At 46.3% G+C, this 6,557-nt stretch carries 8 protein-coding genes; 6 read left to right on the plus strand and 2 right to left on the minus strand.

Annotated features, from left to right (window positions below; all coding sequences use genetic code 11):
- The 3 genes from IQ270_RS26695 to IQ270_RS26705 all read left to right on the plus strand — a co-directional run.
- Positions 1–974: ABC transporter substrate-binding protein (locus tag IQ270_RS26695; protein ID WP_228056735.1), on the plus strand; the 974-nt coding region annotated here is incomplete at its 5' end.
- Positions 975–1,047: 73 nt separating this feature from the next.
- A complete protein-coding gene (locus IQ270_RS26700) occupies positions 1,048–1,392 on the plus strand; it encodes a type II toxin-antitoxin system RelE/ParE family toxin (protein ID WP_193976182.1) in 345 nt (114 codons plus the stop codon).
- A complete protein-coding gene (locus IQ270_RS26705) occupies positions 1,364–1,750 on the plus strand; it encodes a DNA-binding protein (RefSeq protein WP_193976183.1) in 387 nt (128 codons plus the stop codon). Before IQ270_RS26700 ends, IQ270_RS26705 begins: the two co-directional genes overlap by 29 nt.
- Here IQ270_RS26705 and IQ270_RS26710 read toward each other — a convergent pair.
- A complete protein-coding gene (locus tag IQ270_RS26710; protein ID WP_193976184.1) occupies positions 1,745–1,909 on the minus strand; it encodes a hypothetical protein in 165 nt (54 codons plus the stop codon). The two genes, IQ270_RS26705 and IQ270_RS26710, sit on opposite strands and share 6 nt — an antisense overlap.
- Positions 1,910–1,939: 30 nt before the next feature.
- On the opposite strand from IQ270_RS26710, the gene IQ270_RS26715 reads away from it, so the two are divergent.
- Both IQ270_RS26715 and IQ270_RS26720 read left to right on the plus strand, forming a co-directional pair.
- Positions 1,940–2,491, plus strand: coding sequence for an AAA family ATPase (locus IQ270_RS26715; RefSeq protein ID WP_193976185.1), 552 nt, complete (start codon positions 1,940–1,942; stop codon positions 2,489–2,491).
- A 9-nt stretch (positions 2,492–2,500) separates the two neighbouring features.
- Positions 2,501–3,511, plus strand: a complete 1,011-nt coding sequence (locus IQ270_RS26720) for an ABC transporter permease (protein ID WP_193976186.1) — start codon at positions 2,501–2,503, stop codon at positions 3,509–3,511.
- Positions 3,512–3,632: 121 nt separating this feature from the next.
- On the opposite strand, the gene IQ270_RS26725 is transcribed toward IQ270_RS26720, so the two are convergent.
- Positions 3,633–4,043: a hypothetical protein gene (locus IQ270_RS26725; protein WP_193976187.1), complete on the minus strand. Its 411-nt coding sequence runs from the start codon at positions 4,041–4,043 to the stop codon at positions 3,633–3,635.
- A gap of 412 nt (positions 4,044–4,455) precedes the next feature.
- Between IQ270_RS26725 and IQ270_RS26730 the strand changes: the two genes are divergently transcribed.
- Positions 4,456–6,324: an efflux RND transporter periplasmic adaptor subunit gene (locus IQ270_RS26730; RefSeq protein WP_193976188.1), complete on the plus strand. Its 1,869-nt coding sequence runs from the start codon at positions 4,456–4,458 to the stop codon at positions 6,322–6,324.
- The last annotated feature ends 233 nt before the right edge of the window (positions 6,325–6,557 follow it).

Here is a 6,557-nt window from a genome sequence, read left to right on the forward strand (position 1 = left end):
CTTTTGTGTTTAAGGAATGGATCTCGGGCGATCGCATTGTCTTAGAAAAAAATCCGAATTATTGGACAACTGGAACGCCGAAAGTCAATCAGTTGGTACTTCGTTTTTTTGAGGATCCGGCGGCGAGACTGGCTCAATTGAGGGCCGGTCAACTTGATTTTACTGTGGATTTAACGCCGGATCAATTGAAAGAAATGCAGGCGGATGCTAATTTGGAAACTGTTTTGCGTCCTTCTTTTAATGTGGGTTATTTAGCGTTAAATCCGGGTTACGCGCCTTTGTCGAAACCGGAAGTCAGGCGGGCGATCGCCCAAACAATCAACAAGCAAGCCATAGTCAAGGCTTTCTGGGGAGAACTAGGAAAACACGACTCACAATTTATCCCGCCTGCGCTGAATTGGGCGGAGTCTGAAAAAGTTAAAGATTACGAATTTAACCCGCAGCAAGCTAAAGCAATGCTGGCGAAGGCCGGTTATCCGAACGGTTTTGATTTGGATTTGTGGTATATGCCGGTCAGCCGTCCCTATTTTCCCACGCCGAAGCCGATCGCAGAAGCTTTTGCGGCGGATTTAAGTGCGATCGGGATTCGGGTAAAGTTGCTGACAAAGGATTGGTCTGCTTATTTGGCCGATCGGCTAAAACCTCCCGGATTCCAAGCTTTTATGATGGGTTGGACTGGAGATTATGGCGATCCTGACAATTTTTATTATCCTCACTTCGGCCCTGGTTCGACGGCGGATTTGGGAAATTGGAAAAATCCGCAGGTTTTGGCACTTTTAGATAAGGGAAGGGCGAGTGGGGATAAAGCAGTTAGGGCGAAAATTTATGGGGAAGTTAGCGAGATTTTGCATGGGGAGGCGGTGCGTTTGCCGATCGTACATTCGCAGCCGCTTTTAGGGAAACGCAAGAATGTTCAAGGTTGGGTTCCGAGTCCTTTAGGTTCCGAGTCTTTTGAGGAAGTTAGTAAGTCTTAAAAAAGTGATTTTCATGCTGAATGTACTGCCGATCGCTCTACTATAGAAATTGCCGATCGAGTGTGATAAAATTATGGAAGTACAACCCAGAGAAATTCGACGTTACACTACAGCAGAGGGTAGAATACCATTCACCGAGTGGCTTGATGCCCTCCGCGATCGGAATGTTAGAGTTAGAATCAAGGCTAGGCTTGACCGAGTTGAGCAAGGTAATCTCGGAGATTTTAAGTCAGTGGGACAAGGAGTTTTTGAACTCAGAATTAATTATGGCCCGGGCTACCGCGTCTACTTTGGACAAGTTGATTTGACAATTGTGGTAATCCTCATAGCTGGGGATAAAAGCACCCAAGAACAAGACATTCGACAAGCTATAGAATACTGGACAGACTATGAAAAACGTGAAAATGCCTGCGAGTGATAGCTACCGCGAGTACCTAATTGAATCTCTCAAAGAGCCGGAAGAAGCTGCTGGTTATATTGAGGCTATCTTGGAAGAAAAAGATCCTGAACGTGAACTGTTTAGAAATGCAATTACAAAGGTAATTGAGGCTCGAATCAGGATGAATGCTCTTTCTGCTTCGGCAAAACAGCATCATGAAAAGCTTGACAAAATGTTGACAGCAAGTGCAGGTTCAGAAATTTACTGTTTTGTAGAATTGCTCGAAGCGTTAGGATTTAAACTAGCAATTACTGTCGAAAATAGTGAGTTGCGCGCTGACTCGGAATCAGCGAAGATTGGGGAATCAGAACGAGCCCCGGAACCAGCTAATTTATAGCCGATCGTAGCTTTTTATGGCGATCGTACATTCGCAGCCGCTTTTAGGGAAACGCAAGAATATTAAAGGTTGGATTCCGAGTCCTTTAGGTTCCGAGTCTTTTGAGGATGTTAGCAAAAATTGAGAAGTTCGATCGAGACACATCTCCTCGATTCTCATACTTTACATTAATTTACCTTAACAAACAGTATGGACAGCGATCGACCACCTGCAAATCATCAGCCACAAATTATTGTGATTACCGGGAATATGGCTGCTGGAAAATCAAGTGTTGCCCAATCTCTTGCCGAACGGTTGCCCAAAACTGTCCACCTTCGCGGCGATATCTTTCGTCGCATGATTGTGAATGGACAGGCCCAAATGGCGTTAAATTTGTCAGCAGAGGCATATCAGCAGCTTCAACTGCGCTATCATTTGGCAGCAATGGTAGCGCGACACTATCTCCAGGCTGGTTTTACGGTGGTTTATCAAGACATCATCATTGGTTCGGCACTGGCTGAGGTACTTGCCACTTTCCACGATGTGCCGTTGTCCGCGATCGTTCTGTGTCCGAAGGCAGAAGTTGTAGCTGCACGGGATGCAGCAAGATCGAAGACCGGATATGCCAACGAAGCAATGGTTTATGAATTTGATCGCATTCTCCGTACCGAAACTCCTCGCCTTGGCTACTGGCTGGATTCAACCAATCTAACGGTAGAAGAAACGGTCGATCAGATTTTGGCAAATTTCCAAGGTGAATGAGATCGAGTGATGTTTCAATATATTGTTAAACGTTTGCTGGGACTATTACCAGTTCTGTTCGGAATTACACTGCTAGTATTTGCTTTTTTGCATTTGATACCGGGAGACCCGGCGACTGTGCTTTTGGGAGAACGGGGAACTCCCGAACAGGTGGAAATTTTGAGGGCGAGATTGGGTCTGAATCAGCCTTTACCTTGGCAATATTTGGCTTTTTTAGGGAGTTTGATTCGCTTTGATTTGGGAAATAGTATTATTAGCGGTATTCCGATTGTTGATGAAATTAGAAGTCGCTGGCCTGCTACTTTGGAACTGTCGGTGGCGGCGATGTTGGTGGCACTTATAATCGGAATTCCGGCGGGAATTTTGGCTGCTGTCCGGAAAAATAGCTGGCTGGACAATCTGACGATGAGCGGTTCTTTGATTGGGGTATCTTTACCCGTGTATTGGTTGGGATTGATGCTGATTTATTTGTTTGCTGTTTATCTAAAATGGCTGCCTCCTAGCGGGCGGATTAGTGTAGATTTGGGGTTTGGTTTTAAGCCGATTACTGGTGTTTATGTTTTGGATGCTTTGCTGAGGTGGGATTTGGCGGCTTTTCGGGATGCGATCGCCCATCTCGTACTCCCAGCCTTAACTTTAGGAACAATCCCCTTGGCAATTATCGCTCGAATTACTCGTGCTGCAATGCTGGAAGTGTTATCGCAAGATTACATCCGCACGGCGCGGGCTAAAGGATTGCCGGAATATTGGGTAATTTTGAAACACGCTTTGAAAAATGCGTTTTTGCCGATCGTCACAACGATAGGTTTGCAGTTTGGCACGCTTTTGGGTGGCGCAATTCTGACTGAAACGATTTTCTCGTGGCCGGGAATTGGTTCTTGGATTTACAGCGGAATTCTGACGCGGGATTACCCGATTGTCCAAGGTGGAGTAATTTTTGTGTCTGTGACTTTTGTACTGATAAATCTGGCGGTTGATATTTCCTATGCTTTTTTTGACCCGAGAATTCACTATCGTTAATTCAAGCAAATAACCATCCTAACAGTATTTTTAAACCTGTCTATTATCCTCTCTTTCTCTGCGTTCTCTGCGCCTCTGCGGTTCACAAAAAAATATTCACAAATCAGAGACGATTAATAGATTAAATAGAAAACGCTTGTTTAACATCCGGCCGCAGCAGGTAATAAATGCTAGCTGCTGCAAAACCCAGAGATAGAAAATTGACTGCTGCACCTGCGCTACCAAACAATTTGGCAATTTGCGTTACGACGGCGATGACATGGATAATTAATGTTCCAGTCCAAGCCCATTTTTTTAGTTGAAACAAACCCCATCCTAAGACTAGGGAAATAATTCCGATAATTATAGCGATCGCCGAAAAAATTGCAATGAAGCCGCCGATGACAGTACCAACTTTTGCGCCAAATCCAACCGCGCCGAGACCGCCCAAAACGCCTGCAAATAGTAAGATAAACAAGCCGTCAAGGAGACTGAATATCCCACTGATTAGCTGCAATATTGCCAGAATTGTAACGCTTTGAGGACGATTCATTTTTTTGTTTTCCATTTTTAACGGATTTGCAAAATATTTTAACCTGTTGCGGGTTCGTGGCAGATGTGTTCAGGATTTAAGCTTGGCGATCGAGAAACCGGGTTTATGAGAGTCAGCGTCTTCAGATTGTGCCGTTACGAGATTAGCACTGCCCGATCGCCCTGCGATTGCTGTGGGGCAACTCAGCGCGGGGTCGATCTCCGCCCGAGGGAAGTTTGGGCCCACATCTTAAGGCAGAAAAAGCTTAACATTATTTAATAAGTTGCAATAATTGGCTATAATTGTTTACAGGTGCTGGTTGGGGAACTTTTTTTAAATCACCCGGTAGGATGAGTCTGAAAGACGATGCCAAGCATCCGCAAAAATTTTACCTTTAAGGTAATCCTGAGATTAAATTAGCTGGTAAGTCGGTATGATAGTTAGTCCTAAAGAGGAAACTGCTCAGGTCAAGGTGGAAGATTCTCAGATTGCAGACACCAAGGCCGCAGAGACCAAAATTGCAGATAATAAAACCGCCCAAAAGCAGTCTCCGAAGAAACCCGCGCGGAAGCCGAAGCGGTGGGCAATCGGCTTGGTTGTAGCCGGGTTGCTAGCTGTACCGACTACCTTATATATAGCAAAAATTCGATCGCAGCCAAAAGTAGATGCGCTCGCCACAATGACAGTGCCGGTGGAAGCCCAAAACCTGACGGTGCGGATCACGTCTAGCGGGACTGTGCAGCCGGTACAGCGCGTGAATCTCAGCCCCAAAGGCTCCGGGCGCATCGCAGAATTATTTGTCGAACAGGGCGATAAAGTCGAAGCAGGACAAATCGTGGCGCGGATGGAAAGCCGCGATGTAGAAGCTCAACTGGCTCAAGCTAAAGCCCGCGAAGCCAGCGTGCGATCCAAACTCGCCAAAATTGAAGCAGGGAATCGATCGGAAGACATCGCCAGCGCCCAAGCGCGCTTAGAGCAAGCCGAGGCCACTCTGGCTCAACTCCAAGCCGGCAGCCGCGTCGAAGAAGTTGCAGCAGCCAGAGCCCGCTTGCAGCAAACTCAAGCTAATTTGCAGCAACTGCGAGCCGGCAGCCGTGTAGAAGAAGTAAACCAAGGGCGAGCTCGTTTAGCTCAAGCTCAAGCTCGTTTAGCAGATGCTCAAACCGGCAGTTCAAAACAAGAAATTGCCCAAGCACAAACGCAAATTGAATCGAGTAAAGCTCAAGCCGAACTAACAGCTCAGCGGGTGGAACGCAACCGTCCGTTAGTCCAAGAAGGCGCTCTTGCTCAAGATAAACTGGATGAATTAATCAAAGAAAATCGCACTGCCCAAGCTAAATTAACAGAATCCCAAAAACGCCTGCAACAACTGCAAGAAAGTCGGAAGTCGCAAATTCAGCAACTGCAAGCTGCTTTGGAAGTTGAGCAGCAAGCATTAAAGCAGTTGCAAAACGGCACGCGATCGGAAGGAATTGCCAAAGCTGAAGCAGAAGTTGCCGAAGCAAAAAGCAAATTAGCGCAAACTGAAAACGGCAACCGTCCAGAAGAAATCGCTAAAGCCGAAGCAGCAGTTGCTGAAGCAAAAAGCCAATTGGCCGCCCAAGAAAACGGTGCTCGCCCGGAAGAAATAGCGTCCGCTAAAGCTGATTTAGCCGAAGCTCAGGCTCAAGTCCGTTTTCAAGAAGTGCAGTTAGAAGATACGAAAGTTCGCGCTCCTTTTGCCGGAGTTATTACCCAAAGATACGCAATTCAAGGAGCTTTTGTAACTCCGGCAACTTCGGCATCGGAAGCTACTTCGGCTACTTCGACATCGATTGTGGCTCTGGCTAAAGATGTGGAGGTTTTGGCGAAAGTGCCGGAGGCAGATATCAGTCAAATTAAACCGGGTCAAGTGGTTGAAATTGTGGCTGATGCTTATCCCGACAAAGTGTTTAAAGGCAAGGTGAAATTAATTGCGCCGGAAGCTGTTAAAGAACGGGATGTAACCTTGTTTCAAGTGCGAGTTGCGCTCGATACGGGCAAGGATTTCTTGCAGTCGGGTATGAACGTAGATTTGAAATTTGTCGGTCAAAAGCTCAGCAATGCTTTGGTTGTCCCCACGGTGGCTATTGTGACGAATAAAGGTCAAACTGGTGTGCTAGTTCCTGACGAGAAACAACAGCCGAAGTTTAAGCCTGTGACTGTTGGATCGACTATTGGTAACAAGATTCAGATTTTAGAGGGTGCTAAGGCGGGCGATCGGGTGTTTACTGAACTTCCTGCTGGTAAAAAGTTGGAGGATATTATTAAGAATCAGAAATAGGGAATAGGGAATGGGGCATCGGGCATCGGGCATTGGCCATGATTCTTCTCGATCGCCCTAGGGTGTTTTTAAACCCGGAGATCCCCCCTAACCCCCCTTAACAAGGCTGACAGGTGTAGGTTTTTTACGACGGGGTAGTATAAAGTCAATTAAACCAGGCGAAAATAAGGGTGATTCAACGAAACACGTGGCTGGGGGGAAACCTAAATGCTGAAAAATAAGCATCTCAAAGA

The sequence above is a fragment of the Microcoleus sp. LEGE 07076 genome (assembly GCF_015207455.1).
Classification (GTDB): Bacteria; Cyanobacteriota; Cyanobacteriia; order Cyanobacteriales; family Microcoleaceae; genus Microcoleus.